The 17,466-nt window shown below is 60.7% G+C and carries 10 protein-coding genes and 2 tRNA genes; 2 read left to right on the top strand and 10 right to left on the bottom strand.

Features of this window, described 5'->3' with window-relative positions:
- Positions 1-416: 416 nt before the first annotated feature.
- Entirely contained in the window at positions 417-2,744 is a 2,328-nt protein-coding gene (locus BMX94_RS07850; protein ID WP_177171376.1) for a CotH kinase family protein, read from the top strand.
- Positions 2,745-2,764: 20 nt separating this feature from the next.
- On the opposite strand, the gene BMX94_RS07855 is transcribed toward BMX94_RS07850, so the two are convergent.
- From BMX94_RS07855 to BMX94_RS07870, 4 genes are all read right to left on the bottom strand, one after another.
- Positions 2,765-3,220: a hypothetical protein gene (locus tag BMX94_RS07855; protein WP_091005366.1), complete on the bottom strand. Its 456-nt coding sequence runs from the start codon at positions 3,218-3,220 to the stop codon at positions 2,765-2,767.
- Between the two features lie 221 nt (positions 3,221-3,441).
- Positions 3,442-6,207 carry a magnesium-translocating P-type ATPase gene (mgtA, locus tag BMX94_RS07860; RefSeq protein WP_091005367.1) on the bottom strand — a complete coding sequence of 922 codons (2,766 nt, stop codon included), beginning with the start codon at positions 6,205-6,207 and terminating at the stop codon, positions 3,442-3,444.
- A gap of 501 nt (positions 6,208-6,708) precedes the next feature.
- Positions 6,709-6,784 (bottom strand) — tRNA-Ala (locus BMX94_RS07865).
- Between the two features lie 59 nt (positions 6,785-6,843).
- Positions 6,844-6,920, bottom strand: a tRNA-Ile gene (locus BMX94_RS07870).
- 260 nt (positions 6,921-7,180) lie between these two features.
- Here BMX94_RS07870 and BMX94_RS07875 point away from each other — a divergent pair.
- Positions 7,181-7,717 carry a bifunctional nuclease family protein gene (locus tag BMX94_RS07875; RefSeq protein WP_091005369.1) on the top strand — a complete coding sequence of 179 codons (537 nt, stop codon included), beginning with the start codon at positions 7,181-7,183 and terminating at the stop codon, positions 7,715-7,717.
- A gap of 109 nt (positions 7,718-7,826) precedes the next feature.
- On the opposite strand, the gene gyrA is transcribed toward BMX94_RS07875, so the two are convergent.
- From gyrA to BMX94_RS07905, 6 genes are all read right to left on the bottom strand, one after another.
- Entirely contained in the window at positions 7,827-10,646 is a 2,820-nt protein-coding gene (gene gyrA / locus BMX94_RS07880) for a DNA gyrase subunit A (RefSeq protein WP_502685916.1), read from the bottom strand.
- A 42-nt stretch (positions 10,647-10,688) separates the two neighbouring features.
- The gene (gene gyrB, locus BMX94_RS07885; protein WP_091005371.1) at positions 10,689-12,656 is read right to left on the bottom strand and encodes a DNA topoisomerase (ATP-hydrolyzing) subunit B; all 1,968 of its coding nucleotides are present in this window, start codon (positions 12,654-12,656) and stop codon (positions 10,689-10,691) included.
- 128 nt (positions 12,657-12,784) lie between these two features.
- Positions 12,785-13,321, bottom strand: a complete 537-nt coding sequence (locus tag BMX94_RS07890; protein ID WP_143052296.1) for a hypothetical protein — start codon at positions 13,319-13,321, stop codon at positions 12,785-12,787.
- Positions 13,314-14,402: a DNA replication/repair protein RecF gene (gene recF / locus BMX94_RS07895; protein ID WP_091005375.1), complete on the bottom strand. Its 1,089-nt coding sequence runs from the start codon at positions 14,400-14,402 to the stop codon at positions 13,314-13,316. The genes BMX94_RS07890 and recF overlap by 8 nt, the downstream gene beginning before the upstream one ends.
- A gap of 1 nt (position 14,403) precedes the next feature.
- Positions 14,404-15,501: a DNA polymerase III subunit beta gene (gene dnaN / locus BMX94_RS07900; protein ID WP_091005377.1), complete on the bottom strand. Its 1,098-nt coding sequence runs from the start codon at positions 15,499-15,501 to the stop codon at positions 14,404-14,406.
- A gap of 234 nt (positions 15,502-15,735) precedes the next feature.
- Complete coding sequence (locus BMX94_RS07905) at positions 15,736-17,298, bottom strand: DnaA ATPase domain-containing protein (protein WP_091005379.1); 1,563 nt, start codon at positions 17,296-17,298, stop codon at positions 15,736-15,738.
- Between the last annotated feature and the right edge of the window lie 168 nt (positions 17,299-17,466).

A 17,466-nucleotide genomic window follows, 5' to 3' on the forward strand; every position in this document is an offset into this window, starting at 1 on the left:
TTGCACTAGTAGCAGTACTCGGGCTGTTCCCCGTCAGCGCACTGGCAGAAGACGCGCAGTCACTCCTCACAGATTCGACCGCAGTCACTGAAAAGGTCGAGATTGAGGCTGGAACCAGGGAGAATTCCCCGTCCAACACCTCCGCGCCCTCTAAGGACAGCGATTCGACGGATAGTACGTCCGCATTCAAGCGGCCGAGCGAGCAGAACACCCTGTCTGACGAGAAGAAAGAACAGGAAACGGCATCCGCTTCGCCTAGCGTAACTGAGAAGCAGGAACCGGCACCCGATTCACAACAGTCGCAGACAGACTCATCGGAGAACGTCGAGAAGAGCGCAACTTCGGGCTCGACCAATGAGGACGCCCCCACAGACTCGCCTGATGCCGCAGACCCCGCAGACGACTCAACAATAACGATGTCGCGAATCTACAACCAATGGACTGGCGAGCACCTGTTCACCTCCAGCACCAGCGAACGAGACTCCGACGTAGAGCTAGGTTGGACTGACGAAGGCGTGGGCTGGCAGGCCCCTAAGTCATCGAGCACTCCTGTCTACCGTCTCTACAACCCCTACTCAGGAGACCACCACTTCACGACCAGTGCAGACGAATACAGCAGCCTTGGGACAATCGGTTGGAAGCAGGAGGGCGTTGGCTTCTACTCCGAAGACGATCACGTGAGCGGTTTTGTCGTCTATCGCCTATTCAACCCATATGTGTCCATAGGAACCCATCACTACACGCTCAGCAAGAGCGAGTATGACTATCTCGGCACCATCGGCTGGAACAAGGAGGGAACCGGTTGGTACGCCACGGACGCGTCCTTCTGCATCATTACCGCATCTGTCACCGATAGCTCGGGTGCCACTCAGGACGTTGTCTCGACGACCAAAGACGGCATCACCTACCTCGTGCTTCCCTCCTATGCAAACGCAAGCAGCGTAAACGTGGGGGTCAGCGCCAACGGGACGGGCCTCGACGCCACGCTCAACCTGCCCTCTCATGACGCTTCAGTTTCCGCAGCGGGAACGAACGTCGACCTCTCACGCGACCTCGGGTCTACCGCTAGCTATGCGACACGGCGCGGCACGCATCCGCTCGTCATCCTCAAGTCTGGAGACGTAGGCACCATCTTTGTCACAAGCGTCGACCCCGCCCAAAACCGTGCATGGGTCGAGGCAAGCAAGAACCACAGCGCCAAGGCCAGCGTAGACATACTGATGGTGGCCAGTGACGGCTCGCTCGTCTACAACAAGGACGGCAAGAAGCACTCCACCATAAAGGGTCGCGGCAACAACACCTGGGGCTATGGCAACAAGAAGCCCTACCAGATCTCGCTCAGCAAGAAGACCGACCTGCTCCAGACCGGCAATGAAGACAACGCCAATAAGAAGTGGGTCCTTCTCGCCAATGAGAACGATGCCACGCTGCTCCACGACACCCTTGCCTATGACATGGGTCTCGAGCTTGATCTCGTCGGCTGCGAGGGCACTCCGATCGACCTCTACTACGACGGTGAGTACCGCGGGAGCTACTACCTTTGTGAGAAGGTCGAAATCAAAGACGGGCGCGTGGACATCCACAATCTCGAAGATGACGTCGAGAAGGCAAACAAGGACACGGACCTCGACGCCCTTCCTACCGCAAAAGGCACCTACACCTCGGATGGCAGGACCTACACCTTCCAGTATGTGGAAGGCGTCAAGGACCCCAAGGACATCACGGGGGGATATTTGGTAGAGAAGGACGGTGCCTACTATGCCAAGGAGACCTGCTGGTTTGAAACGAGCATAGGCATCTTCGTGGTCAAGAGTCCGGAGGTGGCATCTCAGAACCAGGTGTGCTACATCGCTGAGCAGATTCAGGCCGCTATCAACGCCATGTACGAAGGCAAGTTCAACCTCAATGACCAGGCAAGCTTCGACCTCGACAGCCTTTCTAAAAGCTACCTCGTGAACGAGTTCACCAAGAACATCGACTTCTTCTTCACCTCGACTTACTTCTACAAGGACAAGGGCAGCAACGTCATCTACGCCGAGCCCCTGTGGGATTTCGACGGTTCGATGGGTGTGAGGACCGACGACGGCGATGCCAACTTCAAGAAGTACTCTGGCTACAGCGTCCCCGGTGGCGCATACATCAACACCATCCCCTCCATTTGGAAGCGTGCGCAAGAGGTCTGGAAGCAGGAGCTGAGTCCCCTCATGGCCAACGTGGTCCTTGGAGACAGCAGCGCTGTTGGCAGCAACGGTTTTCTCCACTCTCTTTCCTACTACCGCAACCAGATTTCCGCCTCGCAGGCAGCCAATCAGGCTCTCTTTGGGATGGGTCACTTCGGTAATGAGTTTGCGCCGTTCCCAACCTATGAGGAAAACTATCGCTACCTCGTCGACTGGCTTACCTGGAGAACCGAATGGTTCAACAAGTACTTTGCCAACTCAGAGGCACCCGAGAACCACACGTCCGTCTACAACGGGACAGACTACGGCCTGGTCTACGACTACGACTACTACGTGGAGAATCATCCTGAGGTCACGGAGACAGCGGGGACAGGCGAGGACGCCGTTCTCGCCTACTTCGTCGAGAAGGACTTGCCTCACGGGGTTCGAGCGTCGCTCAACTTTGACCCCGTTACGTATAAGACACGCTATGCAGACCTCGCTGACACGTATGGCGACAACTGGATTCCATACTACGAGCACTTCATGACCAGCGGATTCTACGAAGGCAGGAGAGCGGCTTAGAAAAGAGGCTCCGACGGACCCTACCCCAGCAGGTTCTCGACCTCGCCGGCGGGGGCTGGGTCCGTCCAGGCGAAGTTGTCACCTTCGCCCTTGCCGTCCACGAGCGAGAAGGCCGAGAAGCTCGTGCGGCCGCGCTCGCCAAACTCGAGCAAGACCGCATCCTGGTAGGCGCCGCGCTCGTCGGCAACCGCCCCCTCGTAGGCAAGAGCGTAACGCACCGGCGCACCGAGCTTCGCTGCGGCGTCCCCGCAAGAGCGTGCGAGATCACGCACCTTCTTGCGGGCGCCCTCGAGGCACTCCTCCGGGCCGTCGTCGGCAAAGGTGTAGCTGGCCACGTTGCCTGCCGCATCCTCCACGGCGAGGATCACGTTAAGCTCTACGCCCTCCGCAAGCACGTCGAATGCCTGGCCCATAAGGGTGCTCGAGAGGTCGTCCAGCTCCGGCGATACTCCCTGTCCGTCCTTCTCAGCGCCCATGAGGCCTCCCTGCTACCTGTGTTGTCTTTGACACACATGGTAGCCGTTCCGGCCCACGGCATGGTGGTACTCTCCTCCCCACCCCCGTTCTTTATCGGTTTCTGTGAAACGGACGTTGCATTTGCCCAGTTGGCGAAAAGCAGAATTCACAGATACCGATAAAGAAGGAACAGGAGAGGAGGGAGGAGGGAGGAGAGTCGCGGCAGCGAGGCATCAGGCCACTAGAGCAGGCGTCCGAAGCGGCGCACATAGGCCCTTCTCGCCAGCAGGACGAGAACCGCGTAGCCAAGCACAACCAGGGGCAGCACGGCGAGAAATGCCACGGGCAGCGGTGCCATGCCAAGGGCAGCCCCAACCCCCGTAAACGGGATGACCAGCGACAGCACGATGGCAACAGTGTCAAGCAGCAGCACGCGCCAGTCCGCCATGCTCTGCACGAAGGGGATGCGCTCGGTCCGAACCAAGTGCACGAAGAGCACCTGCGTGCACATGGATTCGACGAACCACCCCGCCTGGAAGGTCGCAGCGAAGAGAGCCGTGGCGGTAGGGTTTCCCACAATGGCCTGCCAACTACCCCCGGCCACGCTCGGGCACACCCAGAAGAACAGCAGCACAAAGGTCGCCACGTCGAACACCGAGCTTGTGGGTCCAATCCAGTGCATGAAGCTCGCAATGGAACCAGGCCTCCACGTCTGGGGAACCCGCAGCTCCCGTGCGTCGACGCTGTCCCAGGGGATGGCGGCGCAGGCGCAGTCGTAGATGAAGTTGAGAAGCAGCAGCTGCACTGCGGTCATGGGCAGGAAGGGGAGAAACACGCTCGCCACCAGGACCGAGAAGATGTTGCCAAAGTTGGAGCTGGCCGTCATCTTCACATACTTGTTCATGTTGAAGAAGGTGCGCCGCCCCGCAACGATGCCCCGCTCCAGAACCCCAAGGTCCTTCTCGAGAAGGATGATGTCCGCCGCCTCCTTGGCCACGTCCGCGCCGGAGTCTACCGAGACGCCGCAGTCGCTAGCCCCCATGGCAGCAGCGTCGTTCACGCCATCTCCCATGAAACCCACCACGTGTCCGCACGAGCGGAGCGCCCGCACGACGCGCACCTTCTGGTCGGGCGAGAGCTTTGCGAACACGGTGGTGTGCTCCACCTGCTCCGAAAGCTCCTCGTCTGAAAGTTTGGCGACCGCCGCACCGTCAAGCGTCCCCTCCACGTCAAGTCCGATCGTCTCGCACACCGTGCACGCAACCCGAAGGGAATCGCCGGTGAGGACCTTGGTCGCAACGCCATGCTCGCACAGGGCGGCAACCGCCTGTGCGGCGCTCCTCTTTGGCGGGTCGAGAAATGCCAGGTAGCCAATGAGCGTCATGCCGCGCTCGTCCTCCCCGGAAAGGACCCCCGCCGCCGCAGGGTTCTCCTTGCGAGCCACGCCCAGCACGCGCATGCCCTTGTCGGCAAGGTCATAGGCGGTGGAGAGCACCCGTTCGCGAACGTCGCCCCCAAGGGGGACCACACTGCCGTCGTATTCGACCTCGGTGCAGACCCCAAGGACCTCCTCGATTGCACCTTTGGTGACCATGAGGCGGCGTCCGTCGTTGTTCTCGACGACAACGCTCACGCGGCGGCGCTCGAAGTCGAACGGAACCTCGTCAACAAGGTGCCAGCTTGTTGACAGCTCGTCTGCGTCTATACCGGGAACTCTGCGGGCGGTCTCCTCGGTCGCGCGCGAGATGATTGCCGAGTCTATGAGGTTGCGCACGCCTGTCTCAAAGAAGCTGTTGAGAAACGCGTGGCCGAGCACCTGCGGATCCTCGCGTCCCATGAGGTCTAGGTGCCGCTCGAGAACGACGTGGTCCTCGGTGAGCGTGCCGGTCTTGTCGGTGCAAAGCACGTCCATGGCGCCAAGATTCTGGATGGCGTCAAGCCGCTTCACGATCACGCGGTCGCGGGAGAGGTCCACGGCACCCTTCGCAAGGCAGGTCGTCACGATCATGGGCAGCATCTCGGGTGTGAGACCAACGGCAACCGAGAGCGAGAAGAGCAGCGCCGAGAGCCAGTCGCCCTTCGTGAGTCCGTTGATGGCGAGGACGAGAGGCGCCATGACCACCATGAGGCGCAGCAGGAGCCTGCTCACCGAGGCGATTCCCTCGTCATAGGCAGTCTTGCCGCGCTTGGCACCAAGACTTGTCGCCATGCCGCCAAACATGGTGTTTGCACCAGTGGCGACAACCACTGCCACCCCACTCCCCGAGACCACGGTGGAGCCCATGAGCACTATGTTGTCGAGATCCCCTGCGGTGCGGGTGTCATCGGAGGGTGCAGGGCGAGGCGTTGCCACACGCTCCACGGGAAGGCTTTCCCCCGTGAGCGACGACATGCCGAGGAAGAGGTCGCGCGCCTGGATGAGCCGCGCGTCCGCCGGCACGATGTCGCCCGATGCAAGGTGCACGATGTCGCCAACAACCACGTCTGCCAGGGGAATCTCCACGCGCCCCTCGTCCGCGCGCTCGACGTTGCAGGTGGTCAGTATCGTCTTGGCGAGCGCCGCCGCGGCGTCGTCGCTCTTGCCCTCCTGCACGAACCTCAAAGTGCCGGAGACGGCGATCATTGCGAAAATGATGATGAAGGTCGAAGGGTCGCGCTCGGCGGGTGCAGCCAGGATCACATCAGTGACAAGAGACACCACGGCGAGAAGCGCGAGGATTCCCGTGAAGGGGTCCACGAAGGCCTTCGCAAAGCGCACCGGCACAGGGTCGCGATGGGCGTGCGCGACCTCGTTTGAACCCCATGCAGCACGGGACAGCTCGACCTTCTCGGCAGAGAGGCCGTCATGGCTGGTGTTGAACTCGTTGAGAAGCTCTTCCGTTTCGAGCGAGGAGACACGGCGCAGCCAATCGAGCTGGGACGACTTCCCCGTTTGCGTCTCCGCACGGTGAGCGATAAGCCCCGTCCTTGTCAGCCTGGACAGGAACCCGTTGGTGAGCAGCCTCATGGGCCACCTCCGATCCGGGGATGCGCGCAGGGACGCAGTACGACGTCATCTGCGTAGGAACCGGCGGCAAGGCGGGCACACAATAGGCTTGAATGAGCAGGGTGGGGCCGCGCCAGCGCTACCGGCGGCGCCCGTCTCCCCTTTTGGCAGGCGCCAACCTCACTGAGCTTGCGTTTTCTCGAGCATGACTACCGTCGCTCATGGATGGCACCTCCTTGGCGTCAGGGGCTCCCGCCCCTTTGAATCAGTTACTCTCACTATACCCCACCCTCTTTAGCTAGCCCTCCCTCTTTAGCCGGTCTCCCTTCTTTACCCAACCCCCCTTCTTTATCCTCCCTCCCTTCTTTATCGGTATCTGTGAATCTTGTTAGCCGGCAACTGGGCAAACGTGAAGTCTGTTTCACAGATACCGATAAAGAAGGGAGGGAAGGGGTGAGGGGATACCAGGGAACGAGAGAAAAAAAGGGCCCCGCGGAGACAACCGCAGGGCCCTCGAACATGTGGTGGAGACAATGGGGTTCGAACCCACGACCTCAGGCTTGCAAAGCCCGCGCTCTCCCAGCTGAGCTATGTCCCCTTATAAATAATCACCCCAGCGGCGACTCGGCTAACGCTGGGGTGACTATTGTCAAAAGGTGGTGGGCCTGACAAGGTTCGAACTTGTGACCTCCCGGTTATCAGCCGGACGCTCTGACCAACTGAGCTACAGGCCCAACGCAAGTAGGAATACTACACCCCAAGCCAAGGGTAGGTCAACAACATATATCGAGAAATTTTGGGGGATTCGTAGGGGTCCAACAACGGAGGTTGAGGACGATGCTCCCTTCTCGGGCTTCTGGCACCCGCCTGAGCCGTCCACTATGCTCCGTTGTCCCAGTATTGGTAGCTCTACGTAGAAGTTTTCGTGACCTCCGTTGTATGTTTTCGCAGTTTGGGTAGGATAGGCGGGCAACAGCACAACAGGGGGTACCGCATGCTCGTAGAAATGGACATCAAGACAGTAGTGATTGGCGGGGGCCCAGTCTCCTCGCTCATCGTCCTCATGCCAGCCAAACAGGACGAGAAGGAGCCGCTCAGCCTTCCCATCCGCATAGGCTCGGTGGAGGCAACGGCTATCAGCATGGGCGTGAACCCCGACAGCAGCGCTCGGCCCATGACGCATGACCTGCTCAAGTCCGTGCTTGAGTCCCTAGGCGGACACCTGCGCAGCGTCATCATTAGTGACGTCTCTGGAACCACGTTTTTTGCACAGCTCGACATTGTGAACGAGGAGGGCAGGCAGATTCTGGTCGACTGCCGTCCATCGGACGCAATCGCCCTAGCTGTGCGCTGCGGGGCGCCGCTCTTTGCCGAGCAGGCAGTTCTCGACGTGGCCGCCATGCCAGATTTTGGCGCCATCGAGGACCAGGAGCATGACCAGGAGATGAAAGACTTCCACGACTTTGTTGAGGGCCTCTCGCCGGATGACTTCAACGTAACCGACGGCGGCGACGGCGCACCGCAAAAATGAGACAAAGGGACTGTCCCTCTGTCTCATCGAGTCACAAGAAAAGGACCCGGCAGCCAGCTTACCGGCTGTCGGGTCCTCTTGTATGAGACAAAGGGACTGTCCCTTTGTCTCACTCCTCGTCGAGGAGGTCGGGGGAGACCTCCTCGTCGCCGCCAATGTCGACGGGCTCCTCGTCGTCGGCATCCTTGGCACCGGCCGCCGCAAGGTCGAGCATGCCCTGGTTGGCGTCGTGCTTGGGTGCCTTCTTCTTGTGAGCAACCATGCGTGCCACGGCGGAGACGTGGTCGCTGGCAGCGAGGTTCATGACCTTCACGCCCTGCGTGGAGCGGCCGAGCTTGGGAATGTCGCTCGTCTTGACGCGGATGACCACACCGTCGACCGAGACAATCATGAGCTCATGCTGCGGTCCAACCACACGGCAGGCAACGAGGTTGCCCTTCTTGGCCGTCATGGCAATGGTGAAGACGCCCTGGCCGCCGCGCTTGTGCTCGGGGTAGTCGGCGACGGGGGTGCGCTTGCCGTAACCGTTCTCGGTGATCACGAACAGGTCGCCGTTGCCGTTGGTGATCTCCATACCCAGCATCGACGCGCCACCCTTGAGGGTGATGCCGCGGACGCCGGAGGTATCCCTACCCATGGCGCGGACGTCAGACTCGTCAAACAGGATGGCCTTGCCGTCGGTGGTCACGAGGATGACCTTATCGCCGGCGCGCACCCGCCTCACGTTGACCAGCTCGTCGCCGGACTTGAGGTTGATAGCAATGAGACCGTCGCGACGGGTGCGGTCGTACTCTGACATGGCCGTCTTCTTCACCATGCCGTTCTTGGTGGCGAACATGAGATAGTCGTCGGCGGGGAAGTCGCGGCAGGTAATCACGGCTGTGGGGTGTTCGCCCTCGGAGAGCGAGAGCACGTTCACAATGGCCGACCCACGCGCCTGACGGCTGCCGATGGGCAGCTCGTGGACCTTCAGACGGTAGACGCGCCCAAAGTTGGTGAAGAACATCACGTAGTCGTGGGTCGATGCCACAAAGAGGTCCTCGACAAAGTCGTTGTCCTTCAGCGAGAGACCCTGGACACCCTTGCCGCCGCGACGCTGCGAGCGGTACGTGGCAACGGGCAGGCGCTTGATATAGCCGGAGTGGGTAACGGTGACCACCATGTCCTCCTCGGCGATAAGGTCCTCGACGTCGAGGTCCTGCGCCTCCTGGGAGGAGATGCTGGTGCGGCGCTTGTCGGCAAAGCGCTCCACAATCTGGCCGAGCTCGTCCTTGATGACGCCCAGGATTTTCTCGCGGTGGGCGAGAAGGTCGCGGTAGTAGTCGATGAGCTTGTGGAGCTCGTCGATCTCGGCAGCAAGTTGCTCGCGAGCCAGCCCGGTGAGCTTGCGCAGGCGCATGGCGAGAATGGCGTCGCACTGCGGGCCGTCCAGGCCAAAGCGCTCGTTCATGCGGTGCTTTGCCTCGGCCTCGGTCTCGGAGGAGCGGATGATGTGCACGATCTCGTCGATGTTGTCGACGGCGATGAGCAGGCCCTCCTTGATGTGCACGTCCTTCAGCGCCTTGTCGAGGTCAAACTGGGTGCGCCTGGTCACCACGTCAATCTGGTGGTTGATGTAGTACTGCAGCATCTCGCGCAGTGTGAGCGTGCGGGGCACGCCGTCTACCAGGGCAATGTCGATGGCGTTGAAGTTGGACTGCAGCGCCGTCTTCTTGTAGAGGTTGTTGAGCACCACCTGCGGGACGGCACCCTGCTTGAGGTCGATGACAATGCGCATGCCCTTGCGGTTGGACTCGTCGCGCATGTCCGAGATGCCCTCGATCTTCTTCTCGTTGACCGCCTGGGCGATCTTCTCCTGGAGAAGGCCCTTGTTGACGGCATAGGGAATCTCGGTGACCACCAGGCGCTGGCGGCCGTTCTTGACCTGCTCGACGTGGACCTTGGCGCGCACGGTGATGCAGCCACGCCCGGTCTCGTAGGTGTCGCGAATGCCATCGGTGCCCATGATGACGCCGCCCGTGGGGAAGTCCGGCCCGGGAAGAACGGTCATGAGCTCGTCGGTCGTGGCCTCGGGGTTGTCGATGAGCATGTTCACGGCTGCCGCGACCTCGCGGAGGTTGTGGGGCGGCACGTTGGTTGCCATGCCAACGGCGATGCCCGAGGAGCCGTTCACGAGGAGGTTAGGGAACCTCGACGGGAGAACGGCGGGCTCAGTGAGCGACTCGTCGTAGTTGGGTTGGAGGTCGACGGTCTCCTTGTTGAGGTCGGCGAGCATCTCCATGGCTGCGCGGGTGAGGCGGCTCTCGGTGTAACGCATGGCCGCCGGGGGGTCACCGTCGATGGAGCCAAAGTTGCCGTGGCCATCGATAAGCGGCAGGCGCATCGAGAAGTCCTGCGCCATGCGGACCATCGAGTCATAGATGGCGGCGTCACCATGGGGGTGGTACTTACCCATGACCTCGCCGACCGTCCAGGCCGACTTCTTGTGGGGCTTGTTGGGCGTGATGCCCGCCTCGTTCATGGCGTAGAGGATGCGCCTGTGAACGGGCTTCAGGCCGTCTCGCACGTCCGGCAGGGCGCGCGCCACGATGACCGACATCGAGTACTCGAGGAAGGACTGCTTCATCTCGGTAGCCATGTCGGTGGGCTTGAGCGTGCCACCGTGGATGTCAGTGAGGTCAAGGCGGGTGCCAGCCTCGTCGGAGATCGTGTGGTCGAGGTCCGCGCCGGCAAGATGACCTACATCCTCAGAATCGGAGTCCTCCTCCTCCTCGTCGTCATCCGAGTCGTCATCCTCGGCGGTGTCGTAGTCCTCGTCCTCCGAGACCTCATCGTCTTCGATCTCGTCGCCCTCGTCTGGGCCCATACCGTTCTCGAGGTCGTCCTCGTCGTCGGCGGGACCGTGGTTCCTGTTGTTATCGTCTGCCACGAGTTGCCTTTCTCATGTCTCGCTTGTAGCGCCCTGCGGGCCTTAGATGTCGAGGAAGCGCACATCCTTGGCGTGCGTCTGGATGAAGTCCTTGCGCTTCTCGACCTGGGTTCCCATGAGGTCAGAGACGGCGCGCTCGGCCGCCATGGCGTCATCGATGGTCACCTGGAGAAGGATGCGGTTCTTGGGCTCCATGGTGGTCGACCAGAGCTGCTCGGGGTCCATCTCACCCAGGCCCTTGTAGCGCTGGACGGTGTACTTGGTGGAGTCCTCGAACTTCTTGGCCTCCACGGCAAGCTCCTCATCGGTGTAGATGTACTTGCCGTGCTTCTTGCCCTTTGGCTTGAGCTGGTAGAGGGGCGGCTGCGCCACGTAGACGTAGCCTGCCTCGATCATGGGCTTCATGTAGCGGTAGAAGAAGGTGAGGAGCAGGATGCGGATGTGGGCGCCGTCGACATCGGCATCGGTCATGATGACGATCTTGTGGTAGCGCGCCTTGTTGATGTCGAACTCCTGGTCGACGCCCGTGCCAATGGCGGTAATGAGCGAGGTGATGGTGTCGCTCGAGAGGGCGCGATGCTCCTGCACGCGCTCGACGTTGAGAATCTTGCCACGCAGGGGGAGCACCGCCTGGATGGAGCGGTCGCGGGCCATCTTGGCCGAGCCGCCTGCGGAATCGCCCTCGACGATGAAGAGCTCGGTCATCTCGGGGTCACGAACGGAGCAGTCGGCAAGCTTGCCAGGCAGGCTCGCGCTCTCGAGAAGACCCTTGCGACGCGTTGCCTGACGGGCCTTCTGCGCGGCGAGGCGGCCCTTGGCGGCCTGGGAGGCCTTCTTCAGGATCTCCTTGGCCTGGTTGGGGTGCTCCTCGAGGTACTCCGCCATACCCTGGCTCACAATGCGGTTGGTGAGCGTGCGCATGTAGGAGCTGCCAAGCTTCGCCTTGGTCTGGCCCTCGAACTGCGGGTCGGGGAGCTTGACCGAGACAACAGCCGTAAGACCCTCGCGGATGTCGTCACCTGTGAGGTTGGGGTCCTTCTCCTTGATGATGTTCTGGCGATGACCGTAGTCGTTCACGGCCTTGGTGAGGGCAGTTCTAAAGCCCTCGAGGTGCATGCCGCCCTCCTCGGTGAAGATGTCGTTCGCAAAGGAGAGGGTGTGCTCGGAGTAGGTGGTGTTCCACTGCAGGGCCACCTCGACCTCGCCCCTCTGCGAGAAGGGCGCGTCCGGGTCGGACTTGCCCTCGATGTAGATGGGCTTCGAGAGACCGGGGAGGACTTCCTTCTCGTACTTCTGGCCGTTCCAGCCGTTGAGGTACTTCACGAAGTCGATGATTCCGCCCGAGTAGCAGAACTCGTCCACGCGGGGCGTGAGCTCGCGCTCGTCGGTGAGAATGATCTTGAGGTTCTTGTTGAGGAACGCCGTCTCCTGAAGGCGGTCATGCAGGGTATCGTAGTCGTAGACCGTCGTCTCGAAAATGGTGTCATCGGGCCAGAAGGTGATGGTGGTGCCGGTTGTCTTGGTCTTGCCGAGTTCCTTGAGCTTCTCGGTAGTCTTGCCGCGCGCGAACTGCATCTCGTAGATGCCGCCGTCGCGCTTGACCTGAACAACCATCTTCTTTGAGAGGGCATTTACCACCGAGACGCCGACGCCGTGCAGGCCACCAGAGACCTTGTAGGCCTGGTTGTCGAACTTGCCGCCGGCATGCAAGATAGTAAGGACCACCTCGAGGGTGGAGATCTTCTTCTGGGGGTGCTTGGCAACGGGGATGCCTCGGCCGTTGTCCTCCACGGTTACGGAATTATCCGGATGGACCGTCACCTTGATCTTGGTGCAGAATCCCGCCATGGCCTCGTCGACGGAGTTGTCGACAATCTCCCACACCAGGTGGTGCAGGCCGGCGGACGAGGTGGTGCCAATGTACATGCCAGGACGCTTGCGCACGGCCTCAAGGCCCTCGAGGACCTTGATTTCGCTCGCGTCGTACGAGTTGTCGTTCTTGTTTGCCACGTGACTCCCCTCAGAGCTGAGCAAGATACAGAGTCAAGTGTACTCCATGGGCACTTTTCTTCTTGGCACACAAGAATTAGGGCCATCTAAAACAGAATCCCTGCGCATCAGCGGCGCGGAGAGGCACGCTAGAGACGAGAAGTCCCATCTTTCGTGTCTCTGCTCTTTTCTCGCCTAAACGACAGGCTCATGGCCTTGTAGACGCTCTCTCTGAGAGATTCCGGTACGGATTCTGCAAGCTTCTCGACAGTGTCCTGCTCGCTTCCGGTAAGTTCTGGCAGCGGTGTCTTGGGCATAGGGGCGCCGGGGGCACCTGTTGTACGCTCCTTGCGCGGAGCTGCACCGTGACCGTACTGGGAGACGATGAACTCGATTTCAGAGACCTCGAGCCCGCCCATCGAGAGGCGAGCGCGGTAGACCTCGCGGTTGGCCCTAAAGTCTACGGCACGCATGCGCGAGTCCACGTAGACGCCAAGTATGGGCGCCGCGCCTTTCACGTGAGGTTCCTTGAGAAAGACGCCCGTGGTGTGGGCACGTTCCACATCGCCATTCACGTTGTGCCACACGTACGCCGCGCGCTGGTTGGCGCTCATGGAGCGGCGTACTTCGGGGTTTGAGAACATGCCCTTGAGCAGCGACGATATGCCTTCGTAATCCTCACTCACCAAACTCCACCACCTTCGAGCGGCCAAGGAGCTCATCCGAGAAGTACCCAAGGTTGGTGGTGGTGACCACCGTCTGAATGCCGCTCTGGGCAAACTCGATTACGGACTGTCTGCGCGTCTCGTCTAGCTCTGACATCACGTCGTCCAGAAGCAACAGGGGACGCGATCCGGTAACGTCCTCCGAGACGAGGACCTCGGCCATCTTGAGGGCAAGCACGATGGAGCGCTGCTGGCCCTGAGAACCAAAGCTTCGCGCGTCTCGTCCGTCGATGGAAAAGACCACGTCGTCGCGATGCGGGCCAACCGTGGTCTGCTGGCGGCGGAGGTCGTCCTGACGCGCCTCCTCCAGACGGGTGAGAAAACGCTCGGCAAGTTCCTCGCGCGATGACGCAAGAGGATCGTCGCAAACGGTGCTTTGATAGGTGCAGGAAAGCTTCTCCCCGCCGGCGATGCTGCCATAGACGTCCAGGATTTTCTCGCGCAGGCGCTCAAAGAGGCGCACGCGGGCCTGGAGCAGGGTGGCACCGCCCACGGCAACGGAGGAATCCCAGGCGCTTAACAGCGAGAGATCGGGCCTCTCGTCCTTAAGAAGCCTATTTCTCTGCTCAATGGCGCGCGTGTAGGCAGCGAGGAGCTTGGAGTAGCCCACGGCCGCCTGGCAGCCAAAGCCGTCCAGCTCCGCTCGGCGAAAGGACGCACCACGTTTCACGAGCGAGAGGTCATCCGGGCAGAAGAGCACGCTCATGAGAGAGGCGGGCATGTCCGCCGCCTGGCAGCGCTTGCCGTTGCGCGAGAACTGCCGGCGCTGTGGAGTGATGTCGCAGGCAACATCCACCACGCGACCGTCACCCGTAAGACGCGCGGCAATGCGGGCACGCTCACAGCCGGACAGGATGAGCTGCGACGGCGTGGGGTGCCTAAACGACACCCCCGCCGTGAGCATCTGCAGAGCCTCGACGGTGTTGGTCTTGCCCACGGCGTTTCTCCCCACAAGGATCGTAGTTGTGGGCGAGAAGGCCACCTCGCGCTCGCGGAAGTTCCTGAACTGCTCGAGCCCCAGGCTCTCTACAAGAAGGCCCACGCTACATCCGTACGGGCATCAGCATGTAGAGGTAGTTGACCTTACCGTTGGTCTTGAAGATGCCTGGCTGCATGTTGCTCTGCAGCTCAAGGACCAGCTCCTTCTTGTCGGAGATGGCGTTCACGCAGTCGAAGACGTAGTGATAGTTAAGTGCAATGGAGAGACTCTGACCCTCAACCTCAACGGGCAGGAGCTCGCTGGACTCACCCTGGTCGGGCGAGGAAGCCGAGAGACGCATGACCTTGCCATCGGCGTCGATGTCAAAGCGCACGGAGGCGTTGGAGATCGCCACGACCGAGACGCGCTTGAGCGCAGCCGCGAAGGCCTCGACGTCTATGCGCACCGAGGTGTTGCAGCTCGACGGCAGGAGCTGACGGTAGTCAGGGAAGTTCCCCTCGATCTTGCTCGAGATGAAGGTCGTGTTGCCAAAGGTGAAGACCACCTGGGTGTCGGTGGTGCCAATGGAGATGTGCTCCTCCAGGTTGGGCATCGAGAGCACATCATGGAAGACGGGGCCGGGCACGATGGTGCTGAACTCTCCCTCGCCCGTCTCGGCAGAAGCGTCGCAGACGGCCAGGCGGTAGGAGTCCGTTGCCACGAGTCGAATGGTGTTGTTGGCGGCCGTGAGTAGAACGCCCTGCAGGATGGGCCGTGTGGTCTCCTTGGAGGTCACCTTGTAGACCTTGTCGACCATGCCGGAGAGCAACTCGCTCGGAAGCTCTGTGGCGTCCTCGAGAGAGTACTCGGGGAAGGCAGGCCAATCGGCAGGGTTCAGGGTGTTAAGACGGAACGAGGACTTCTCGCACGAGATAGAGATCGTGCGCTCGCCGCCATCAAAGGTCACCGCAGCGTCGTCCAGCGTCTTCACGATGCTCGTGAGCATTTTGCCCGAGACAACGGTCTCGCCAGATTCCTCCACATTCGCGGGAATGCGGTGGCGAATCGAAATGGTGAGGTTGTTAGTCTGGAACTCGAGCGTGCCCTCCTCGGCCTTGATGTAGATGCCTGAGAGCAAGGGAAGAGTTGAGTTGGTCCCCATGCCCTTGGCAACGACTGACAGTGCCTTGAGAAGTGAAGACTGACTTACGGTGAACCTCATGGCTGCCCTCTCTTATCTATTAGTTCTTTATCTATATATAAAAGCAATAGTAGTAATAAGGTCTGTCTAAAAGTTGAGAACTCGAAAACTCGCTGGTAGATGCCATAACAAATCTTCCGGTTCGTCTTCTCGGAACTAGTGGTTCTCGACGGTCGAAGTCATGTTGATAACTCTCTCAACACTGTGTTCCCACTTTTCGAGGGTTTTCGTACGCCTTTCTCCCGTCTTTTTGACCTACGTGTTCTCGGTGATGTTATCGCGGATCTGCACCAGCCGGTCGTGGTAGATTTTGTCCTCCTTGCGCTTCTTGTCCACCACCCTGATGCTGTTGAGCATTGTGGCGTGGCTACGCCCGCCAAAATGCTCGCCAATCTCGGCGTAGGTGGCGTCGCAGAGCTCCTTCGAGAGCCACACGGCAATGTGCCGTGCGTTCATGATGTCCTTGTTGCGCTTCTCGCCCACGAGGTCCGTGTGAGAGATGTCGAAGTACTGCTCGACGGCCCGCTGAATCTCCTCAATCTTGTACTGCTTCTCGCCGTTTGGCCACGACTCCTTGGCAAGGCGGTTAATGTCCTCGCGCGAGAGCTCCTCACCGTGCTGCTCGCGATGCGTCTCGGCGATGAGACAGCGCTGGCAGAACCCCTCGATCACACGGATGTTGGTGCCCGCCCGCTCGGCCATGTAGCTGATGTTCTCCTTCGAGATGGTGCCCGTGATGGCCAGTCCCACGTGGCCCTCGGCGGCGTCCTCGTGCATGCGCTCGCAGAAGGTGGTGATGAGTCGCAGCTTGAGCTCGTAGTTTGGCACCTGGATCGATGTCGAGAAGCCCGAGTCCAGGCGGCTTGTCACGCGCTCGTCGAAGGCCGCCTCGGCGCCCAGCTGTGAGGGCGAGCGGTCTGCGGCGAGTACGATTTGCTTGCCGGCGCTGGTGAGGTGATTGAACGCATCAAAGAAGAAGTCGATGGTGCCCGCCTTGCCGGCGAGCTTCTGGATGTCGTCGATGATAAGAACGTCGATGTCGTAATAGTGGTCGCGCAGGATGTCCGGAGCAGACCTCTCGCGGTGTGACATGGCAGTGGTGTAGTCGGTGATGAAGGACGAGCCATCCTTGTACACGCAAACGCGGGTGGGGTCGTTTGCCGAGATGTAGTTCTGTATGGCGCGCAGGAGGTGCGTCTTGCCAAGCCCGCTCTTGCCATAGATGAAGAGCGGGTTGTAGGTGCGGTTCTCTCCGTTTGCCACCTGAAGCGCCGCCTGGTAGGCAAAGGTGTTCTCGTCACCCACGACAAAGCGGTCAAACGTGAGCTTTGAGTCCATCTCCGAGATATCGTCTACCAGTGGGTTTGCCGCCCGCCGCTCGTGACCCGCGGCCTCGCGCGCGGCGTTCTCGTCGATCCAGGCGTCCTCGGGGGCGCGTGGCGGCGCAGCGGGTGCCTGGACCGTCGCGGGCGCGGCCACCTGCGGGGATGGTGCCATCCAGCGGCGCGCCTCCTCGGGCGTCACTGCCGAGCTGGTGGTGAGAGGCGCTGCATCAGGGTCTTGCACAAAGGCGATGTCAAGCGTGGTTGGTTCGAACGCAGCCTCGGTGAGACACTCGTTAATGACTTCGAGGTGCTTCGAGAGGCGGTTCTTGACCGTGCGGCTGTGTGTCTCAACGTGGAGGACGCCAGAATCCAGCGACGTTGGCGAGCAACTGCGTAGCATGGCCATGACCGACCCGGGCAGGCAGCGCTTGCTCACCAGGTCGAACATGTCCTGCCATAGCGCTTCGGTGTCTGAGTCAATCCCTGGTTCCATTGCGTGCGTCCCTCTCGGCGCTCGTGGGCGCAATCGGCGCCCGTCCCTCGTGCGAGAGACCATTATAAAGATATTGTTGAAAACTCTCCCTTATGAACACCTGTAAGCGGCGAGAACAACGAGAAATGTTGAAAACCTACTATCTTGGCTGGTGAGTGAGGCAATGGT

Origin of the sequence: Olsenella sp. KH3B4, from assembly GCA_900111695.1 — a bacterium.
In the GTDB taxonomy this organism is placed as follows: Bacteria; Actinomycetota; Coriobacteriia; order Coriobacteriales; family Atopobiaceae; genus Tractidigestivibacter.